This is a genomic window from Nocardiopsis sp. CNT312 (assembly GCF_000515115.1).
GTDB lineage: Bacteria > Actinomycetota > Actinomycetes > Streptosporangiales > Streptosporangiaceae > Nocardiopsis.
The window spans coordinates 1-18934 of sequence record NZ_AZXF01000018.1 but is presented as its reverse complement, the minus strand read 5'-3'; the positions used below and the strand labels follow the sequence as shown (position 1 = coordinate 18934).

Genomic DNA, 18934 nt, shown 5'->3' with positions numbered 1-18934 from the left:
GCATCGTCGTGTCACGCTTGGCCTCGATTCCTCAGCGGGGATCGGCCGCTGACCTGCCCGGCAGTTTGCCCGTAATGTCCTCCGCCGGGGGAGGACGGGCCGTCGCGTGACGCCGCGGGGTGCGCCGGGTTCCACAGGCCTGGGAACAGGCCCTTCCTTCCCGGTCCTTGTCAGGACGGGACACAGCCGTCAGGTGACGGCCGGAAGCACGTTCAGCCTCGCCCAGCAGGCGGTGAATGCCTCGGCCCAGGGCCAGGTGCGCTCCAAACGCAGGTAGCGGCGCCTCGCATGACGAGCCAGACGGGCGGGCAGATGGTAGAGGCGAAAGCGCATGGTGTCCGGCTCGGCGCCGGCCAGGTCCGCCTGGTCGTGAAGAGTGGGCAGCCGCAGCCAAGCATCCAGGTCACAGGCGAGATTCGCGGCGAGCACCCAGCCGCGATTCACCGTCCAGGACTGGGAGGGGAGGTTGGCCGGCCCCATGGCCTTGTTCGTGCGCACCCGGTCCTCGACCTCGGCGTGGTCGCGGTGCAGCGCGTCCAGGAATTGGATCTGGCGGGATCCGGCGATGCGGTGCATGCGGCCGATGTTGGTGGCCAGGACCGCGTACTTCCACCCGGTGTGCTTCTCCAGGGCGGTCAGCTTCTTGGCGTGCCGGCCCCAGGGACGGACCCGACGGACGATCAGCCGCAGGCCCTCGGGCCAGCCCTGGCGCGTGTTCACCCCCGTCAGCTCCGCGATCTGGTAGCCCTCCTGGAGGCTTCCGTCCTGGGCCAGCGCTGTTTCCCACGCGCTCTCGGGCAGGCGGGCGATCGCGGCCTCGTCGGCGGATGTGATCTTCCAGCCCACCGTGTAGCGGACGGTGCGCCGGGTGGTGTTCAGCGCTTCCAGGTGCTTCAACAACTCGTGCGTGGCGCCCGCACCGTCGATGCGGATGAGGAGCTTGGCGCGGGCCGGGCCGGGGACCTGGTCGAGGGCGTCGGCCAGGACACGCACGTGGTCATCGACGGTGTTGGCTCCAGCGTTGCCGGGCCGCAGGTGCATCGCCAGGCTCTCGCCGGTGTTGGCGCACCAGGCTCCCAGCGGGTGGAACCCGAACGTGCCCTTGAACGTGGGTGCGGCTTTCTCCTTCTTGGAGGCGCTCGTGGTGACGGTGGCGTCCAGGTCGACGACGATCCACCCCTTCAGGTGCCGTCCGGCCACGGTCAGGTACGGAAATCCGCCTGGTCGCAGGTGTAGCAGTGTCCACACGTGGCGGCGGATCCGTCGCCGCGCTTTCGCGATCTTGGCTGTCATCGCTTCGTCCATGGCGGCCAGGAGCCGGCGGGTGGTCGAGTCCGAGGCGGGGGTGCCCGGCAACGGCTGCTGGTGCAGACCCAGTTGTTCGGCTTCCAGCAGGCTGCGCGTGCCGAGTGCGATCGCCACCGCCAGGTGGACGAGTACCGTGGCCCGGTCCCGCCAGGTGTTGGCGGTGCTGGAGGGCAGTGTGCCGGACAGGGCTCGGGTGAGTCCGGTGCGGTCGGCGAGCTTACGCAGGAGCACGGCTCCTGCGTGTCCGATGAGGTTCTTGCCGTCGGAGGTCACGTACAGGCGTTGGTCCCACGGTGTAGGGTCGCTCACCAGAAAGGTGCTCCTGACTTGTGTACCGGATACGATTTCGACACTCGCATCCTTGCAGGTCAGGGCACCTTTCGTGTTTTCGGGTCGTCAGGGACCCCAATTCAGCTGAATAGTCGGGGCTGAACGTGGATCAGGTGAGCGCCCCTGCCCGCGAGCTCGTATGTCAGTAGGCGTCCCGTGGAATAGGCGTCGACGATCACCACGCGACGCGGCGCGGTGCGGGTGATCGAGCCCGTCATGGCGAATCCTCGGAGACGGGCGCGGAGGACCGTACCGAATCGCACCATGCGATGGTGAGTTCGAGATAACGCGGGAGTTCGTCGGCGCAGAAACGGTCACGATCCCAGTCGTCGTCCGAGATCCGGTCCGGGGTTCCTCCCCACACATAGGTCCAGGCGGTGCTGCCGTCGGTCAACCGGATCTCGACCAAGTCGTACGCGGGGGCCTCGAATCTGTCGAGCAGGTCCCACTCTGTGGGACTGAGGTCGGTCAATACCAGGCCGTGGACGGTCTTCTCTCCCGCCACGAGCGCTGGGTAGACCCGGTCACGCACAGCCGCGACGCGCCAACCCCGGGCCGATCCCGGTCGTGTCCCGGGCTCGCGCCGCAGGATCGACCGCAGCACTTCGTGGACGGTGAGACTCCCGTAGACGAACAACTCGGCCGGCACCCGGGGAAGCCGGCGGCGTTCCGGCATGTCGTTCCTCATGAATTCCCTTCCGTGGCGAGGCCAGTCGTTCCGTTACGCAAGGGGGACGCCAGGAGCCAGACCACGGTGCCAAGCAGACCGCAGCCAGCGAGGAGGAGCGTGCCATCGGTACCGATCAGCTCCAAGGCGACACCACCGGCAACGCCCCCCCAGAGGCAGGGCGCCCGAGGCGACGAATCGCATGCTGGCCGTGACCCGGCCCATGAATTCGTGCGGGCACAGCGACTGCCGCAGACTCACACTGGCCACGTTGAAGATCGAAAGCGCGAGGTGAAGGAGCAGGTAGGACACGGCGAAGACGATCAGGCCCCATCCCGGAGCCGTGAGCATCAACGCGAGTACCAGCGGCCCTGCCACGATCTCGGTGGCGATCAGTGCCTTCGCCAGACCGACGCGTTCGATGACGCGGCGGGCGATCAGCGCACCTCCGAACCCGCCGATGCCCGCGCAGGTGAACAGCAGGCCGACCATTCCCTCGGTGAGTCCGAGATCGGTGACGAGCAGCACGATGACGGTCGGCAGCAGCATGCCGTAGCAGAAGTTGTAGGTGGCCGCGGCTCCACTGAGGGCGCGCAGGATCGGGTGGCGGACCACGAACCGCAGTCCGTCCCGGATCTCGGCGCGAATGTTGCGCGGCCGCGCCGGGGGGAGGGCCTCGGTGGACTTGATCCGCCTGATCATGACCGCGGAGAGAATGTACGTCACGGCGTTGATCAGGATGACGTTGGCCGCCTGCATCGCCTGGATGAGGGCACCGGCGGACGCGGGTCCGGCGGCGGCCGCCGCCGAGCGGCTCGATTCCAGCCTGGCGTTCGCCACGACCAACTGCTCCCGGTCCACCAGCCTGGGCAGATAGGTCTGGTAACCGACGTCGAAGAACACGTGGGCGATGCCCGAGAAGAAGACCACGGCCAGCACTTGGGCGAACGAGAGGTAGCCAAGCCACCAGGCGACGGGAATGGTGGCCAGGAGTACGGCGCGGACAATATCGGCGACGATGAGCACCGAACGGCACCGCACGCGGTCAAGCCAGACTCCGGCCGGGAGGCCGACGATCAGGAACGCCGCGGTCTGGGCCGCGGACAGCAGTCCCAGTTGCAGGGGGGTCGCGGCGAGCACCGTCGCGACGAGTAGCCGGATCGCGACGTCGCCGACCTGGCTTCCCACCATGCTCGCGATCTGGCCATGCCAGAGCGAACGGAAGTCGGGACCCAACTGTGACCGGGTCTGATCCTGTGGGGCGTCTTGTGCCGTCATGAGCGGAGCTCCGCTTCAGGGTAGGTGAATACGCCGGTGCTTCTCGCGTCCCGGTTTCCGAAGTAGAGGACGGTCGGTCCGTCCACCGGAAGGCCTCTGACCATCGAGCCGCCATACCCGGCAGGGGTCAGGAAGACCCCCATGTGGAGGCCCATCGGCGGCTCTCGCGGGTTCCGACGTCCACGATGACGTCCTCCCGTGGAACGACCCGTCTCTGGACGATCCAGTCCTGCCCCCGGCATCGGGCGAGCCGCTCCCGCCATTCGCGGTCGGACACCTCCCATCCCGCGATGACGTCTTGGCCGCCGAACCCCTGATTGGGTTTCAACACGAGGTCGGCCCGGTTGGCACGGCAGTACTCGAACAGGTCGACCTCTTCGCCGTCACACTGGGGCGTCCCCCGGCCGAGCACCCTGCTCCACGGGAGCAGGCGGTCGACCAGTGCGAGCTCACGGTCGCTGAATGCTCCTTCCGACCGCGCCCGCGAGATCAGCCCCATGGCCCCCTTGTTCGAGTACAGGGAGCTGTCGAGGGTCGTCCAGAGCAGAACCCGGTCCTCCTCGTGCGCATGGAAGAGGACCTCTGCGCGGGAGAGCAGCTCCGGGTCCTCCCAGAGGTCGTCCACGGTGAAGAACCGGAGCACGATGTCGATCGGCTCACCGTCGAGTTCTACCAGTCCGCTCCTGGACCGCACCTGGGGGATCTCACCGACACGCATCGGAACCCCCAGACGGGCCATCATCTCCTGCATGGCGACCAGCAGTTTTTCGAGTGTGCGGGTGTTCCCGTTAGCACCGATCACCGCGACCGTCGGCTCGGTCCCCCGCCCGGCGCGGGCCGCCGCCTCACGCCAGAGCGATGCGAGGTGCTCGCCGGTGTGAACGTGGCCGAGGCCGAACCCAGCGGCGAAGTCCTCGAACACCGGAACCTCCATGAGACTCCGGTTGAACTCGGAGTACTCGATGCCTCCGACATCGCTGGCGACGTTGAACTCCAGCAGTTTGAAGCCGTCACCGTCGCGGTACAGATCGGCCCGCCCGAAACGTGTGGGTGACGTGCTGTGGAACCTGCTGAGCAGTTCGACACGCGGCCGCGCCATCCCGACGGCCTTGCCATACTGATGGAGATCGCCGCCGAAAAGCCGCTCGGGGAGGTCGACGAGGAGGTCGAAATATGTGCCGAGGTCATCGACGAGCCGGTTCATCTCGGCCTCGGGGATGAACAGCGGGCGGGCCAGCAGGCGGTCCCACCAAAGGTCACGGAACGACCGGGGGAAGGGGGCCTTCCAGACGGCCTCCGCCAGATCACCCGTTTCACAGGCCTCGAAGTACGCGCGGGTCACCGCGTCGCCGGTGGACGGGGCCCCGCTCACAGGGTCACCTGCGAGAACGCGGCTTTCCAGGCCTCGGCCTCGAAATGGGTCAGGTCGGGACTGGACCCGACCTCACGGGCGACCTCCGACACCAGCAGGTGGAAGGGGAGCGTGGCGACGATCGGCCGCATCAGAGGGTGTGTCCGGGCAAACCGGAGGTCCGCATGGTCATCGTCGGCGCAGCGCAGGACCCGGGCACCGAGTTTTCCCAGAAAGCCGGAGAGATCCTCGTATCTTCCCCCGTCTTCCCCGGACGGGGCGATGAGGAAGGCCGACATTCCGGGCCGGAACACCGCTGGGGTGCCGTGGAGCGCGAACTCGGTGTGCATTCCTTCGACCCACCGATAGGTGCCCTCCTTCAGCTTGAGCGCGACCTCCTGTGCCGTGATGGCGTCCGTTCCCGTGCCCGCGATGAGTGCGGGAACCCCTTCGTCGCGGACCAGTGCATCCACCGCTGCGGCGGACGGGCGGAATGCGAGCGCGCGCTCCAGTTGCCCGGGGACATCCCTCAGCGCGTCGATGAGTTCGGACGCGGCATCCTCGAGGAGGGCGCCGACGAGTCGGGCGAGAACCGTCAGCGCGGCAGTGTGGGAAACCGTGTGCGTACTCGCCTTTTCCTGGGGACAGGTCCGCAGCACCAGGTTCGCCTCGGGTTCGGCCTGGCCGACCCCGGTGATGCACACCGTCGCGGCTCCGACCTCGGAGGCCTTGCGCAGCACCATGTTCGGGTAGCGCTTCGTCCCCCGATGACTGATCACCACGACCTGGTCGGTCGGCTGCACCGCACTGGTCACGGCCAGGTCGTGGGCGTTGACCGCCGACGCCCGAACACGGCCGTGGGTAAGGGCCTCCACCCATCCGGCGGCGATCTGCGCCGCGTGCAGCGAGGTTCCGATACCTGTGAAGACGATCGGTCGTCCCGGATCCAACGCCGGGACCTCAGGATCGGTGAGTAGCCGTCGTACGGTGTCGGGTTGTTCGGCGACATGGCGGTCGAAATGCAGGGTACTCATCGTGTCTCCTCTGTGCGCGTGCAGGAAAATGCTCCGTTCGATGCAGTTGTGTCGCATCGTTGACCGTTCGTGGTCCTCGCGCCTGCGGGAGAACCACTCAAGAGCTCCTACTGGGGGTAGATCTGGTAGATCTCCAAGGAGACAGGCCGTCCGAATTTCGCACCGATGTTCCGAAGGCTCCCGGTGCGCTGGTAACCGAGGATCTCGACCATGCGGATGGACGGCTTGTTCGTCGATGTCATGATCGCGGTGATCGCGGTGAAACCGGTCTCCATCCCCAGCGAGGTCATCCGTTCGCACAAGGCGATTCCGGTTCCCCGGGACTGGGCCTCCTCCCGGACGTAGACCGAGATCTCCGCGCTCGCCTGGTAACCGGCCCGAGCGGCGAACGGGCTGAGGGACGCGTAACCGACAACACGCCCGGATTCTTCATGGCAGACGTAGACGGGATAGCGGTCGTTATGGGACTTATACCAGGACTCCATGTCGGCTTCGGACTTTTCGTCGTAGTCCAGGGTCGCGTCACTCGTGCGGATAAAATGGTTCAGAATCTCCCGGATCCCTTCCAGGTCCGAGATTTCTGCGGGGCGGATTGCATAGGCGCCGGTCATTGATCCTCCTCGATCAATCCAAGCTCGTGAAATCGCTCTACTGCCGCGGGATGGTCGAGCACTCCGGCTTCACGGCAGTATCTGAGTGTGTGACGCGCGGTCGCCCGCGCGTATGTCTCTGACGACATCTCTGGTGAACGTCTCCGCGACGACCTGCTCGGCCTCGTCCTGGCTTAGGTCGTATCCGCACAGTTCACTTACCAGCGATTCCCTGTCCGGCTCTAGGAATGTCATGATCAGGTCCGGGATCAGCGCTGCGGCTGATTCCTGGTACTTGGTATGGATCTGGGGACACAGATGGAAGAGGAACGATGCGAAGTAGGCGTGGTGCTTTCCCTCGTCCTTCGCATGGTCTTTGACCATCTCGTGAACCGCCGGGTCCACCTGCTGATCGCGCCCGCTGTCCAGAGTCCCGGATATGAGGGTCTCGGAGCAGAACACGAATAGCAGTTCCACCAGGAGCCTCATCGACGGGTCGACGTCCTCGAGTAGACGTCGCAGTCTGCGGAAGAAATGGGGGTCGGAGCCGATGCGGGGTGCCACGCCGGTGGCATCGATGACCTGGCGGTACATATCCATTGAGAAGAGGGCGTGGTAGGCCTCGTCACAGTAGATCTTGTGCGCGTCGAACACCATTCCGCGGGGGAGGTCGACGCCGATACGGCCATAGGCGATGTCCAGCATCGTCTTGTTCACCACCAGCTGCTCCAACTGCGTGGTGAACTTTAGGTAGCGGTACAGGTGCTGCGTCAGCACCTCGTTCCGCTGAGGATCGGGAAGCTCTTGGACCAGGATGTGGGAGCTCGTGGGAACGAGGTCGGCATCAAACAGGAGGTATCGGTCGTCCGACGGGGAAAGGACTCGGCGGGGTTCCTTGCGAACACTGGCGCGCTCATGCCAGTCCCGGAACGGACTGCGATAGTCGTTCTGCGGCTCTTCTGAGGCTCCTGTGCGGAACAGCTCTTTGGGACACGAGAACTGCGCTTGACAGCCGACGGCTAACCCTGTGGATCCGCACATCATCGAGCCTTCCGGTAGATCCCCACCCCTTCTGTGGATGGATAGGATATACGGAAGTCGAATTGCTCTGAGAGAAAACTGTGCCAGCGCGCGTACTGGAGCTCGTTGTAGGCGATGCGCTCCTCGAAGTACGCGTTCTGCGTCACGTTCTCCAGTAGGACATTGTGGGCCAGAAGAATCGCCCCAGGAAGCATCGCCGGGGCTATCGCTTGCGTGATGGGATAGTAGATCGCCTTGTCCCGCAGGTCCTCATCCGCGCAGGACTTCGGCCCCTCCGCGTCGAGCGCAACGAAGTCGATGTCGGCGAGCTCCGCCCGCGAGTAGGAGATCGCATCCGCCACGACGAAGTTGACGTTTTCTGACACGCCCAGGCGTTCGAAGTTCCGTTGGGCCAGGTGCATGACGGTGTCATCCGTGTCGATCAGGGTGACCTCACCGCCTGCGGCGACGACCTCCCGCACCGCCCAGATCGCCCAGAATCCGTAGTAGGAACCAGCGAAAACCGCATGCCGAGGCTTGATGACCGAGGCGAGGGCGTGGATCAACAGCGCCTCCTCCGGAAATATATAGGTCATGTTCCCGCCGTGGTCGTACAATGATGCGACCAGGCGCTCCCAGTCCGAATATCCCGAAGTGGAGAAGTCTCTGTCGGGTAGGACCGACTGCTGGCGAAGCGAGGTGATCGTCTCTTTGACGAACGCGAGATCGTCGAGAGGGAAGCGAGTCGATAGATTCATCTGGTCTCTGTTGAGGCCGGCCTCGAGTAGCTCATCGGAGCTCTGCTCGATCAATTTGCTGTAAACAGCGCGATCCAGGGCTCCAGATCGAAAGTCACGGTACTCGGAAAACTGACTCAATGTGGCGTCGATAGAGGAGTACGCTGTTCCCGATGGCCTAGGGCAGCCCAACGAAGGGGTGGTCATGTGCAGAAGCTCCTGAAATGGGAGGCGGGATGTCTGCAGGTGTCCGACTGTCGCCTTTGACGGAAGGCTCTGCGTGGCCGGGTAAATCGTTCTCGGCATAGATGTATACCGCACGAACTCGGGCAACGCATCTTTCATGTGTCCAAAATATGAGATCCACGCCCAAATCAGACTTCCGTTTTGCACCCTTTGGGGTGTTTTTGTGGGTATGGGAGACTTTCTGCCGGGCGGCTGGCCTGACCGTTTTCCTTGCACGCGAACGACCGCCGCCGGGCTATCGGTCGGCTGGAATGGAACCGAATCCCAAGGTGACAGCCGTGGCCTGCACCGAGATCAACAGTGCCGGTTCGGCACAGCGGCATGTCGGCCGTCGGCATCGACGGACTCCTCGGCTGCGGCACATGGAAAGGCGCAGTGACCGGTTCCGGCCACTCAGCGGTCACGGGTCTGCCGGATCTCAGGGATTCTGGGCCCGGAACCGCCGGCCCGCTCGCATCGCGGTGCGGGCCATCCCGTTGAGGCCGGGTAAGCACATCCGTGACCGTTCCCGGACGGCGGCCGCGAGGACGTGACGGTCCTCGGGTTCGGGCGGTTCCACCGCGTCGACCGCGGCCCGGTCGTGGTCAAGTCCGCGGGTGAAGGCGTGCAGGCGGGGAGGATCGTCCTCACGAACGTCGGCGATCCACGCGGTCAGGTCCTCGGCGTTGCCCGGGGCGGGTTCCAGGAGCCGGGTGAAGCCGCCGATGTGGTCGGCCAGCCGCGTTATCTCCGGGCATGCCTCGGTCAGCTCGGTGAGAGTCTGGCCCTCTTCGGGTGTGAGCCGTTCGGGGCGGGCCAGGAGAAGCTTGCCGAAGGCCTTGGGCGGGACCGACTCCCGGTCGCTGTCGAGCAGGCTAGAGCAGGTTGAGGCTTCCCTGGTAGCCGAGCTGGCGAATCCCGCCGAAGAGGTGCTGCACGGGCACGGCGCAGCCGGTCGGGTTCGGGAACGCGCGCGTAGCGCTTGACGGTGTTCAGAGACAGGTGTCTTGCACTGGGTCTGCTGGAGGCTGTGGCGTGTGCCGGGATCGCCTCCCGTCACCTGGTGCGTGTCTACCTGTAGGTGGACCAGCGGGTGGTGGTGTCGCTGCGCTGGAGGGTGTCGAGGCGGTGGCGCCACTGGGTGCGGAGGCCGGGGTTGGTGTTCAGGACCGGCAGGACGCTGGTGACGAGCCTGAGCTCGCGGAGCTGGCGCAGGACAGGAAACCCGGGCCAAGTGAGGACGTCGAACCCGTACTCGGCCGCGAGCGGGCTGTGGTGGTCGGTGGGGTAATCCATGCGGACCTTGCCGACGGCCGCGGGGATCAGGTCCCATTCGCGAGGGCCGTGGCTGAGGCTGTCGAAGTCGCAGATCACCGGGCCGTTAGGGCCGGGGATGAGGTTGCCCATGAACGGGTCGCCGTGAAGCACCCCGGCGGGGAGTTCGAACTCCAGGTCCTGGACCAGGAGCTCCAGGTGGTCGGTGCGCTCGGTGAGGAAGACCCGATCGGCCTCGGCCAGCCCTTCGGCGTCCGCGATGCGGCTGCGGATGCGCGCGAACGGCTCCCACGACGGCAGCGCGAAACCCGGGGCGGGCAGGGCATGGAGGCGCCGGAGGATGCGGCCCAGATCGGTCCCTGTCGGTTCGGGGCCGGTGGAGGGCACCAGGTGCCAGAAAGTCGCTGTCGCCCCACCGACCCGCACCAGCTGGGGGATATCCTCGACCAACCGCACCGTCGGAGCGTCGTGCTGGGCGAGCCACCGGGCCGCTTGGATGACGACGGGGACGCGTTCGGCCACGGTCGCCGATCCGGCGATGCGCACCACCAACCCCACACGGGGGAGGCGGTAGACGGCGTTGTTGGTGAACTTGATCAGCTCGGCGTCACCAGCGGCCTTGGCTCCCAGCCCGGCCTCCTCGCACAGGGCCGCGAGAACGTCGTGGACGCGGTCGCGGGTGAGGGCGAAGCGGGGGCTGGTGGAGGGAGCGGGAGTGGTGCTCATGATGTGCGAAGAGTAGCAATCTCGGCGGCGAGTTCGGCGGTCTCGCCCCGGGGCCGGTAGGCCAGAGCGGCTTGCTGGAGTGGGGCGAGCTGGTCGATGACGCGCACCGAGCGAGGGTGTGGGGAGTGCGGCGTTGACGACCCCGGACATGGCGTCCAGGTCGGCTTCGCGGAAGAACCGCACCCACGGGGTGGTGTCCGCATCGGCGCGCGCGAAGGCGTCGTGGGCGCGGGCGAGGGAGTCCATCGAGCGCTTGTGGTCATCGAGGACGGCGTAGGCCCAGGCAGCGTTGGCGCACATGAGCGCGACGGTGCGCTCGCACCCGGAGTCCTGGGCGGCGATCTGCCCCAGTTGCAGGAACCGCAGGGCCTGGAGGGTGTGGCCGCGGTGCAGGTGCAGGCGCCCCATACGGTAGAGCACATTGGCCACCAGCGAGGGTTCCTCGATGTATCGGGCCTGCTCCAGCGCCAGGGACAGATGCTCGGCCGCGACCTTGTAACGGCCGACGTCGAAACTCGCCCACCCGGCGAGGTTGTGCAGATCGGCGACGGCCCGGTAGAGCTGAAGGCCGACCTGGTTCCCGGGTTTGGCCGCGCGCAGCAGCCGGTGGGCGTAGGCCAGGTGCGCCATGATCGCGTCCAGGCACGCACCACCGCCGAGCCGGTAGTCAGCGGCCCGCAGCGCCTTGGTGACCGTCTCGACGTGGTCCACGTCGGTTCCCGTCACCCTCCGGACGGGCAGGGCCGCCTCGGGCATGTTCGGGCCACGCCACCTGTGGGGATCGATCTCCGCCGCGCCCATGGTGACCTGGGCGGCGTGCGCCAACAGCCGGGTGCTCTCGATGCTCTCCCGCTGCGTGCGAGTGGCCGTCACCCGAGGCGCCCCGAGTCCGTCGAGGAAACGGCGCAGCTTCACGACGTCCTTCAACTCGCGCTTGTGCGATTCGAGCTGGGACACCATCGACTGGGACAGCCCGGTCAACCGGCCGAGAGCCTCCTGGGACAGGTTCGTGCGCGAACGCAGAAGACGTACCAGCGAGCCCGCGTCGAGGTGTCCAGCAGCCTCCTGCGCCTCAGGTATCTCCCAGAACCCCTTGGGTATACACAAACACCTTTTCTTCACATCAGCGACAGGTGCCCTCTCCCTGCCGCAATTCGCGCATATCGCCACCACGGATCCCTTGAAGGAGGAAATGTTCCACCCATGAAACCGGGCTCCTCACCTGCCTCGCCAGCCCTGCTCCCAAAAGCATCACCACCGTAATAACGATCATCACCCCTGCTCATGGGAACCGAAGGCGCGCCAACCCAAGAATGAGAACTCGTCAACGACCTGGAACTGCCGCACAAGGCACGGTGACCAGGTACGAGAGGACGGTGATGGGACATGGCCGCACTGGTGGAACAGGCGAAGAACACGGAGACCGACACCGGAAACCGAGAAGTTCCCCCGCTGCCCAAGCGCGCCACCGCACCTTCGGACCGCGCCCCGGTCCTGCTGGAGCCCCACGACGAGTTCACGGGCTCCGCGATGACCGTCCCTGGTGAACCCGCCTACGCCAAGATCATGCGCCGTCGCCTGCGGACACTGGCGTCTCTCCCCGACTGGGAGCTCCGCCCGATCGAACTGCTCGCCTCGGAACTGTTCAACAACTGCATCCGCCACACCCGATCGGGCGATCCGGGCGGCGAGATCACCATCAGCGTCTTCAAACTGGCGGGCCGGACCCAGGTGCGCATCACCGACGCCGGCCCCCGCGACGGGGAGATCACCGTGCCCCACCTGCGGCCCCTCGACCCCGACGACGAGAGCGGGCGCGGACTGCACCTGGTCGCGACGGGCGCGAGCCGGTGGGGCACTATCCACCACGACGACGGTCGTACCAGCGTCTGGTTCGAGGTGGACCGCATCGACCGCAACCTTGCCCGGCCCGCCGACCATACCGAGTGGTGATCACGGTGGCCTGGAACGTCAGGGACGACCACGACCAGTACATGGCCGCCCGCCAGCTCCAACTGCGTCGCCGGAGCCGTTGGCTCGTGATGTGGGGCCCGGGCTCGCGCGCCTTCTTCGCCTTCTACCGGGGCAGCGCCCCCGTTGCTCCGCTGTTCGCGTCCACCGGTCAGGAACTGCACCGACAGATCCTGCACGTCGAGACGGACCTCGCCACGACGGCGCCCGCTGACCGTTCCCGTCCGGAACCCGCATGCTCCCGAACTCCCTGCACACCCGCCCACCACCACTTCACACGGCCGCCGACATGAGCACACCCCTCACCGACTCCCGCGCCTTCTGCCGCGACCTGCCCGACCCCGACCGCCTGTTCGGCAACACCCTTCAGCAACACCGCGCCCGACACATCTGCGCTCCCTGCCCCATACGCACGGCGTGCCTGGCCGAAGCCCTGGAACTGCGGATCGACTCCGGCCTGTGGGGCGGCATGACCGCCCGCGAACGCCGAGCACTGCGCCTGCGCAACCCCCAGGTGGACGACTGGCGCGCGCACCTGGCCCCGCTGCAGCCCACCACCCACATACGAGAGGAACCGGCCCGATGACACCCCTGAACAGCGACAACACCTCAGCGTCCCTGGAGGCCCTCATCCCCGCCGAGGTCGCCGCCCTCTTCCGTGTGGACAGCCAGACCGTGACGCGCTGGGCCAAGGAGGGACGGATCTCCAGCTTCCGCGCCCCGGGCGGCCACCGCCGCTATCTCAGGAGTGAGGTCGACGCCCTGTGGACCGAACGCCTCACACCCGCCAACTGAGCACACGTCCCTTCGACGAGACCACCGCCCAACCGGGCGAGACACCGTCAGCGCCGACGAACCGGCGCGGCGGCACAACCCCCAGCCCACCCGTGCCGCCGCGCCCCCTCCACGACCACACGACAACCGACAACGACACCTCGACGAACGGAGCCCCCTGTGCCCCACACCCCTCGCAACACCCAGCCCTTCGTGGGAACCCGTGACCGGTTCGGCCCCGAGCTGCGCCAGCGCGACTACACCCAGTCCGTCCTGGCCCAGTACGCCCACACCCGCGGATACGACCGTCTCGAAGTCCCCGCCCTGGAACGCAAGGCGTCCTTCAGCCGCCAGGTCGTCGGCGCCTCGCCGTGGCCCGAGTGGAACCCCAAGGGCGTCTTCGAGCTCGACGTCCCCGACTACGGGCCCGGCCATACCCACACCCACCAGAACACCCCCGCCGTGCTGATCCCCGAGGGCACGGTCTCCGTCGCCCGCTGGCTCGCCTCGGTCCTGCCCACCCAGACCCTGCCGCTGAAGGTCTTCTATGACCTGCCGTGCTGGCGCAACGAAGCGGTCGACACCCTCTCCCCGGGCAAGGCGCGCGAGTTCCGCCAGTTCGGCGTCGAGATCCTCGGAGTCGCGTCCGCGGCGGCCGACGCCGAGATCATCACCTTCATCGTCGGCGCACTCCGCTCGCTTGGCACCCCCGGGAACGCGGTACGCGTTCGGATCAGCGACGTCGGCGTCTTCCGCGCCCTGGCCGAGCGCAGCGGCTTCGACGAAACCACCACGGTCGCGGTCAAGGAGTGCCTCGACGCCCTCGCGGAGTGCCGAGCGGGCAAGGACCCGGACCGCACCTCCGGCCTCGACACACGTCTGGACGCCCTGCTCGCGGACCACCCCGCCGAGACGGTGGAGCGCTGGCGGGCGATGGCCCACCACGTCTCCGGCGACGTCGACCCCGGCCTCCTGGCCGCACTGGGCGACGTGGCCCCGGGCCATCTGGAGCGACTCTCATCGACGGCCCAGGCCCTACGGCAGGCGGGCCTGAACGTGGCGGTGGACCTGGGCGTGGTGCGCAGCCACGAGTACTACACCGGCCTGGCCTTCGAGGTCGACGTCGTCCTACCGGGCGGCAGCTTCGTGGAGATCGCCGGCGGAGGCCGCTACGACCACCTCATTGGCCACTTCGCCGCCAACGGGCCCGGAACCGTTCCCGCGAGCGGCTTCGCCTTCGGGATCGAACGCCTCCTGGCCGTCATGGACGCCTGCGGAACCTTCACCGACACCCCCAACCACCAGCGAGCCCACCACTTCGGTCACAGCACCGCCGACCGGCTCCTCGTCCCGAAACCGACCGGCGATCCGGTCCGTGACTATCTGCGCGCCTACGCCACTACCTCCGACCACATCGACGGCCGACGCGTCGATCTGTGGGTGGGGGAGGCCACCGACACCGACGCCATCGGCCGCTACGCCCAGGCCCGACAGATCCCGGAGACCACCTCGTGCTGACCACCACACTCGACCGCTTCTCCCCGCCCCTGGGTGCCCTGTGGACGCGGACCCTCACCCACTGGACACAGAACCTGCCCCCGCACCTGGCCGGACTGGGACAGGACTACCTGGCCTACGCCCAGGTCGACTCCCTCCTGCCCCGCCCCGTCCTAACGCTGGTCGGCTCGGCCCACGACCACACCGAACTCCCCGATGACCTGGTCGAACGGCTCGGCACCGTCGCCCTGGTCCCGCAGGTGGTCAGAGACCTGTTCGCCATCCACGACGACATCGTCGACGGCGACACCGAGAAGTTCGGCCACCCCACCCTGCCCGAGGCGTTCCGACGCCGCATCGGCACCGCCGGGAACGGAGCTGCCCTGTTCTGGGCAGACCTACTCCTCTCCCTCGCCCGGAACCTGCTGAACGACGCCGACCCGCAGCACCGAGCACCCCTGTGGGACGTGGTCGTGGAGTGCGTCCGCCGGACCCAACACGGCCAACTCCAGGAACTGCTCTGGCAGCGGGACCTGGAGTCCATCACCACGGACGCCATCGTGCGCATGTACCAGGACAAGGCAGGCGACTACTGCTACGGCCTCCCCTGGCGCATCGGCCACACCGCCACCGGCGCAGACCCCGCCCAACGCGAGGCCGTCGCCCGGATTCTGGAGACCATCGGCGCCGCCTCGCAGATCGTGGACGACCTGGCCACCGGATGCCCGGACCTGATGGAGGCGGGCAAGGACGACCCGGCCGAGATCCGCCACCTGCGCCGCACGCTGCTCCTGGTCGAACTCCACCAGCGCCTGCCTGACGACCACCGGCTGCGTCCGGTGATCGAGGGAGACCACGCCACGGACGAGCAGGTCGAGGAGATCCGCCTGGCCTTCACCACGACCGGTGCCATCCAGGCCGCCGCCCGCACCGCGGCCGACCTGGTGGAGCAGGCGCTGCGCGACCTATCCCGGGTCGGGATCGGTGCGGCGGCCCGCGCTTACATCAGCGACCTGGCCCAACAGCGCGTCCTCCACGAACTGCGCCCCGTGCTCGCCTGAGTCACTCCCCGAGACGGTGACGCACCCAGGCCAGGGCGGCATCGGCCGCCCTGGCCTGGAACGCGCGCAACCTCACCCCGCCCGGCCCCGGCGGTGGAGCCTGCCGACAGACCCGCGCCCAGTACCCGGCCGCCGCGACGGCGAAGGAAGTCACAGCGGCAGCGGGAGCCGTGGCGAAGCGGGCCGAACCCGCCACCTGCTTCTCGGCGGCCTCGGGCGTGTGGCCGTTCATGATCAGGGGCGTGACGAGGTCCACCGCGTCGATCCACGCCGCCCCACGGCAGGGGTACGCCCAGTCCACTACCCACACCCTCTCCTGGACGTCGATGAGGAGCTGGTCAGCGCGGATGTCGCCGTGGGTGAGCGTGTCCCCGCCCGCGTGGTCGGCCCACGTCTCCTCCAGTGCGGCCAGACGTTCGAGATTGGCCAATGCCCAAGGATCGAGTTCCGGGGGAGGTTGTTCTTGTAGGGACGACCATCCGCTCAGGAGCGGTGAGAGCGCCTCGCGTGCGGTGGGCGCCGTGCTGAACGGGCAGGGTGTGAGGTCGCCAGCCAGACCGTCAAGCGCCGAGACCACGGCGGCCACGTCGTCCGAACCAGGTGAGAGGTTCGCGTGCCGACCGCGCACGGCGGTGAACACCACCACCCGCCATCCGTCTTCCGTCCCCTCCCACACGAGGCCGGGAAGGGCCGCGCCCGCAGGAGCCGACGCGGCCACAGCCGCCTCCGCGGCCAAGGTCGCGCACAGAGGGTGCTTCTCCGGCATCGCCTTGCAGAACAGGGCACGGCCGCTGGAGGTGGTCAACAGAGACGCCATCGCCGGGGTGTACCCGCCGTCTTGGGGTTCCTCGCTGACGACCTCCTCCCCGAGGAAGCGGGTGACCTTCCGGCGTACGGCCGCGGGGAGGTCACCCCACCGGGGTCGTGCAGTGTTCACGAGGACAGCGGGCGAGGCTCGGCCCCGTCCAGGGCCTGGGCCACCAGGTCGAACCCGGCGGCGGCCAACCGCTTGTACACGCCCTTGCCCTTGCCGCCGACGTGCACGGTCTCCACCACGTACCCGTCTGCGCGCAGCCGATCCGCGTGCGTGGTGACCTGCGCCAGGTCCTGCTCGGAGCGCCAGAGCAGCGCCACACGGCTCTCCCTCCGCACGGCGGCGGAGTCGAGGACCTCGGCCAGACGCTCGAAGCCGATGCTGAACCCGCAGGCCGACGTCGGTCGGCCGCCGATCCGCCCGATCATCTCGTCGTACCGTCCGCCACCGGCGATCGAGGAGCCCAGGCCGGGCGCGGCCACCTCGAAGATCGGCCCGGTGTAGTATCCCATCCCGCGCACCAGCGACAGGTCCATGACCAGCCGTGCCTTGTGCGCCGCCTCGGGCAGGACCACGGCGGCGGCGATCGTGCGCAGCTCCTCCAAGGGTTCCTCGTCCATCCCCGAGGGCAGCACCTGGGCGAGCTGGTCGGGCTCGGTCGCTGACTCGGCTTTGGCCAGGACCTCCGACAAAGTGGTGATCGCTGAACGGGGGTGGCCCGCTTCGGCGAGTTCGCGCTCGACGCCCTCCACACCGATCTTGTCGAGCTTGTCGACCACGATCAGCACGTTCGCGTGGGTCTCGTTCGCAAACCCGCACACGGTCAACAGCCCGGTGAGCAGACGGCGGTGGTTGAGCCGGACTGTGAACTCCGCCAACCCCACCGCGGCCAGAGCCCGACTGCCCGCGCTGAGCAGTTCGATCTCCGCCAGTAGCGACGCCTCACCCAGGATGTCGATGTCGCACTGGGTGAACTGCCGATACCGGCCCCGCTGGGGGCGCTCGGCGCGCCAGACCGGCCCGATCTGCACCGCGCGGAACGGAGAGGGCAGGCTGGGGGCGTTGGTGGCGTAGAAACGGGCCAACGGCACCGTCAGGTCGAACCGCAGACCGGAGTCCGCCAACGAAGCCACGTCAGTGACCCCGTCCAGCGAGATACCACGACGCAGGGTCTTGAAGATCAGCTTCTCGTTGTCCCCGCCCTGCCCGGACTCCAGGAACCTCAGGTCCTCCAGGGCTGGTGTCTCGATGGGGCGGTACCCGAACCGCGAGAACTCATGATGGATCGTGGACTCCAACCACTGACGCCGCTCCGCGGCATCGGGCAGGACATCGCGCATACCCCGCACAGGGGACGGACGCTGAGCCACGATCGCTCTCCTCAAGATGGTGTGTTCAATGGCGACTGCCGAAACCCAACCTAACCGGACTCCCGAACACGTGGGGAGAACTCGCCGATCTGGACGCGCGGAAACTGCGAGCTGACGGCGCCCCGCGAAAATCGACGCCCGATTCGACCGCTTCTGTGTCCGCCCTCCACCCGCAGAGCTCACACGGGCCTGGCGCATCGGCTCTGCGCACGATGACCGAGGCCAACCAGATCCACACGGACAAGCGGTCCAGGATGGGGCTGCTTGAAGTCCTAACGACCGCTACATCGGCGATGGTAGGAGGACACAGGAGGACGGGTCGGTGTGCGTTCCAGCTCTCTGTGCGGGGCGCACGACACGGTGAGGCGGTCTTTGTCTCCTACTCGGGGTGCATGGTGTCGCCTCCCCGCGCCGCCCATCTGATTTGCAGTCCGATGGTGGTTGCCTGACGGGTGCACGGAGCACTGGCTTTGTTTGTGAGAGTGGACAGCGTTTGTCGATCAGTCTCGACAGCGCCCCGGAACACCGCATCGATGTATCGATGAGTTCTGGCAGCACACAGGCCCTTGCAGTGGCACCATCGAAGTGGTAGCCGCCACGAGGGAGCGCTGATGCCACCGTCGAAGGTCGAGCTGTACGCCGCCATCCGGCGCGACATCAGAGCAGGACTGTCGATCCGCGAGGCCCAGCGCAAACACCAGGTNGGCTTCCGCACAGTCAAGAGCGCCCTGGACTCGGCCTGGCCCGAACCCCGCAAGAAGCTCCCGCCGCGCCCCACCCGCCTGGACGTCCACAAGCCCTNCATCGACGAGATCCTCCGCCAGGACCTGGACGCACCCCGCAAACAGCGCCACACCGCCAAGAGAATCTTCGACCGCCTCCTCGACGAACACCAGGCCACGGACC

At 67.3% G+C, this 18934-nt stretch carries 18 protein-coding genes; 7 read left to right on the top strand and 11 right to left on the bottom strand.

From position 1 onward, the window contains the following. Positions 1–189: 189 nt before the first annotated feature. The 8 genes from B042_RS0108735 to B042_RS0108695 form a co-directional block, all read right to left on the bottom strand. On the bottom strand, positions 190–1617 hold the full coding sequence (locus B042_RS0108735; protein WP_231493883.1) for an IS1380 family transposase: 1428 nt from the start codon (positions 1615–1617) through the stop codon (positions 190–192). A 235-nt stretch (positions 1618–1852) separates the two neighbouring features. Next, complete coding sequence (locus B042_RS22455) at positions 1853–2326, bottom strand: gamma-glutamylcyclotransferase family protein (RefSeq protein WP_081748679.1); 474 nt, start codon at positions 2324–2326, stop codon at positions 1853–1855. A gap of 33 nt (positions 2327–2359) precedes the next feature. Continuing rightward, complete coding sequence (locus tag B042_RS22450; protein ID WP_081748678.1) at positions 2360–3583, bottom strand: MFS transporter; 1224 nt, start codon at positions 3581–3583, stop codon at positions 2360–2362. A gap of 127 nt (positions 3584–3710) precedes the next feature. Next, entirely contained in the window at positions 3711–4955 is a 1245-nt protein-coding gene (locus B042_RS0108715) for a hypothetical protein (RefSeq protein WP_028647969.1), read from the bottom strand. Beyond that, positions 4952–5968, bottom strand: coding sequence for an SIS domain-containing protein (locus B042_RS0108710; RefSeq protein WP_028647968.1), 1017 nt, complete (start codon positions 5966–5968; stop codon positions 4952–4954). The genes B042_RS0108715 and B042_RS0108710 overlap by 4 nt, the downstream gene beginning before the upstream one ends. Positions 5969–6075: 107 nt before the next feature. Further along, positions 6076–6579: a GNAT family N-acetyltransferase gene (locus B042_RS0108705; protein ID WP_028647967.1), complete on the bottom strand. Its 504-nt coding sequence runs from the start codon at positions 6577–6579 to the stop codon at positions 6076–6078. A gap of 69 nt (positions 6580–6648) precedes the next feature. Continuing rightward, positions 6649–7599 carry a diiron oxygenase gene (locus tag B042_RS0108700; RefSeq protein WP_231493895.1) on the bottom strand — a complete coding sequence of 317 codons (951 nt, stop codon included), beginning with the start codon at positions 7597–7599 and terminating at the stop codon, positions 6649–6651. Further along, entirely contained in the window at positions 7599–8456 is an 858-nt protein-coding gene (locus B042_RS0108695; RefSeq protein ID WP_197024217.1) for an O-methyltransferase, read from the bottom strand. The genes B042_RS0108700 and B042_RS0108695 overlap by 1 nt, the downstream gene beginning before the upstream one ends. Before the next feature lie 634 nt (positions 8457–9090). On the opposite strand from B042_RS0108695, the gene B042_RS25615 reads away from it, so the two are divergent. After that, positions 9091–9429 (top strand): hypothetical protein, encoded by a 339-nt coding sequence (locus B042_RS25615; RefSeq protein ID WP_155988974.1) that lies wholly within the window; start codon positions 9091–9093, stop codon positions 9427–9429. A gap of 182 nt (positions 9430–9611) precedes the next feature. Here B042_RS25615 and B042_RS24875 read toward each other — a convergent pair whose 3' ends face one another. Continuing rightward, positions 9612–11648: a phosphotransferase gene (locus tag B042_RS24875; RefSeq protein ID WP_155988972.1), complete on the bottom strand. Its 2037-nt coding sequence runs from the start codon at positions 11646–11648 to the stop codon at positions 9612–9614. A 279-nt stretch (positions 11649–11927) separates the two neighbouring features. Between B042_RS24875 and B042_RS22440 the strand changes: the two genes are divergently transcribed. From B042_RS22440 to B042_RS0108655, 6 genes are all read left to right on the top strand, one after another. Further along, positions 11928–12494, top strand: coding sequence for an ATP-binding protein (locus B042_RS22440; RefSeq protein WP_155988970.1), 567 nt, complete (start codon positions 11928–11930; stop codon positions 12492–12494). Further along, positions 12491–12805 (top strand): hypothetical protein, encoded by a 315-nt coding sequence (locus B042_RS22435; protein ID WP_036554354.1) that lies wholly within the window; start codon positions 12491–12493, stop codon positions 12803–12805. Before B042_RS22440 ends, B042_RS22435 begins: the two co-directional genes overlap by 4 nt. After that, entirely contained in the window at positions 12802–13098 is a 297-nt protein-coding gene (locus B042_RS22430) for a WhiB family transcriptional regulator (RefSeq protein WP_051415553.1), read from the top strand. The genes B042_RS22435 and B042_RS22430 overlap by 4 nt, the downstream gene beginning before the upstream one ends. Continuing rightward, entirely contained in the window at positions 13095–13307 is a 213-nt protein-coding gene (locus B042_RS22425) for a BldC family transcriptional regulator (RefSeq protein ID WP_051415552.1), read from the top strand. The genes B042_RS22430 and B042_RS22425 overlap by 4 nt, the downstream gene beginning before the upstream one ends. A gap of 159 nt (positions 13308–13466) precedes the next feature. Beyond that, the gene (locus B042_RS0108660; RefSeq protein WP_028647963.1) at positions 13467–14804 is read left to right on the top strand and encodes an ATP phosphoribosyltransferase regulatory subunit; all 1338 of its coding nucleotides are present in this window, start codon (positions 13467–13469) and stop codon (positions 14802–14804) included. After that, positions 14798–15844: a class 1 isoprenoid biosynthesis enzyme gene (locus B042_RS0108655; protein WP_028647962.1), complete on the top strand. Its 1047-nt coding sequence runs from the start codon at positions 14798–14800 to the stop codon at positions 15842–15844. Before B042_RS0108660 ends, B042_RS0108655 begins: the two co-directional genes overlap by 7 nt. A gap of 1 nt (position 15845) precedes the next feature. On the opposite strand, the gene B042_RS0108650 is transcribed toward B042_RS0108655, so the two are convergent. Continuing rightward, complete coding sequence (locus tag B042_RS0108650; RefSeq protein ID WP_028647961.1) at positions 15846–16781, bottom strand: phosphotransferase family protein; 936 nt, start codon at positions 16779–16781, stop codon at positions 15846–15848. Then, complete coding sequence (gene hisS / locus B042_RS22420; RefSeq protein WP_197024215.1) at positions 16778–18028, bottom strand: histidine--tRNA ligase; 1251 nt, start codon at positions 18026–18028, stop codon at positions 16778–16780. Before hisS ends, B042_RS0108650 begins: the two co-directional genes overlap by 4 nt. Between the last annotated feature and the right edge of the window lie 906 nt (positions 18029–18934).

What these genes read in the sequence shown, in the direction of transcription:
- B042_RS0108710 (WP_028647968.1), bottom strand. Translation starts at nt 5,968, where the DNA reads ATGAGTACCCTGCATTTCGACCGCCATGTCGCCGAACAACCCGACACC.
- B042_RS22430 (WP_051415553.1), top strand. Translation starts at nt 12,802, where the DNA reads ATGAGCACACCCCTCACCGACTCCCGCGCCTTCTGCCGCGACCTGCCC.
- B042_RS22450 (WP_081748678.1), bottom strand. Translation starts at nt 3,583, where the DNA reads ATGACGGCACAAGACGCCCCACAGGATCAGACCCGGTCACAGTTGGGT.
- B042_RS0108705 (WP_028647967.1), bottom strand. Translation starts at nt 6,579, where the DNA reads ATGACCGGCGCCTATGCAATCCGCCCCGCAGAAATCTCGGACCTGGAA.
- B042_RS22425 (WP_051415552.1), top strand. Translation starts at nt 13,095, where the DNA reads ATGACACCCCTGAACAGCGACAACACCTCAGCGTCCCTGGAGGCCCTC.
- B042_RS22455 (WP_081748679.1), bottom strand. Translation starts at nt 2,326, where the DNA reads ATGAGGAACGACATGCCGGAACGCCGCCGGCTTCCCCGGGTGCCGGCC.
- B042_RS22440 (WP_155988970.1), top strand. Translation starts at nt 11,928, where the DNA reads ATGGCCGCACTGGTGGAACAGGCGAAGAACACGGAGACCGACACCGGA.
- B042_RS0108700 (WP_231493895.1), bottom strand. Translation starts at nt 7,599, where the DNA reads ATGTGCGGATCCACAGGGTTAGCCGTCGGCTGTCAAGCGCAGTTCTCG.